A 770-nucleotide genomic window follows, 5' to 3' on the forward strand; every position below is an offset into this window, starting at 1 on the left:
GGCATGACCTATGCGGTCAAGGCGGAAGCCGAGCTGCGCGGCTTGGGCATCGATGCCGAGATCATCGACTTGCGCACGATCCGGCCGCTCGATCTCGACACCATCATCGCCTCGGTCAAGAAGACCAACCGGCTGATCGTTGTCGAAGAGGGATATCCGCAGAACTCGGTCGGCGACCATATCGCCAACCAGGTGTCGCAGCGCGCCTTCGATTTCCTCGACGCGCCGGTCATCACCATCGCCGGCAAGGATGTGCCGATGCCCTATGCCGCCAACCTCGAGAAACTGGCTTTGCCGAACGTCGGCGAAGTCATCGAGGCGGTCAAAGCCGTCACATATCGCTGAACCGGGCGGGAGGACAAAATGCCAATCAACATCACCATGCCGGCCCTGTCGCCCACGATGGAAGAGGGCAATCTGTCCAAGTGGCTCGTCCAGGAAGGCGACAAGGTTTTGCCCGGCGATGTCATTGCCGCGATCGAGACCGACAAGGCGACGATGGAAGTCGAGGCTGTCGATGAGGGCACGGTCGCAAAGCTCGTCGTTCCCGCCGGCACCGAAGGCGTCAAGGTCAACGCTCTGATCGCCGTGCTCGCTGCCGAAGGTGAGGATGCAGGCGCTGCCGCGAAAAGCGGGGGCGATGCTGCTCCAGCGAAAGCCGAGGCCAAGCAGGACAAGGCGCCAATCTCCCCACCCGTGGGGGAGATGTCGACGAAGTCGACAGAGGGGGGCGCTGTCCCGCCGTCCTCTCAGCGCGAGACGCCCCCCTC

The 770-nt window shown here is 63.2% G+C and carries 2 protein-coding genes; both read left to right on the forward strand.

Translation table 11 applies throughout. The features are described 5' to 3' along the window. The coding region (locus EN969_RS33640) for a transketolase C-terminal domain-containing protein (RefSeq protein WP_281060060.1) at positions 1 to 345 on the forward strand (345 nt) is incomplete at its 5' end. Between the two features lie 18 nt (positions 346 to 363). After that, a partial coding sequence (locus EN969_RS33645) for a biotin/lipoyl-containing protein (protein WP_245467657.1) occupies positions 364 to 770 on the forward strand: 407 nt, incomplete at its 3' end.

It is taken from the genome of Mesorhizobium sp. M7A.F.Ca.CA.003.01.2.1 (genome assembly GCF_003998945.1).
In the GTDB taxonomy this organism is placed as follows: domain Bacteria; phylum Pseudomonadota; class Alphaproteobacteria; order Rhizobiales; family Rhizobiaceae; genus Mesorhizobium; species Mesorhizobium ciceri.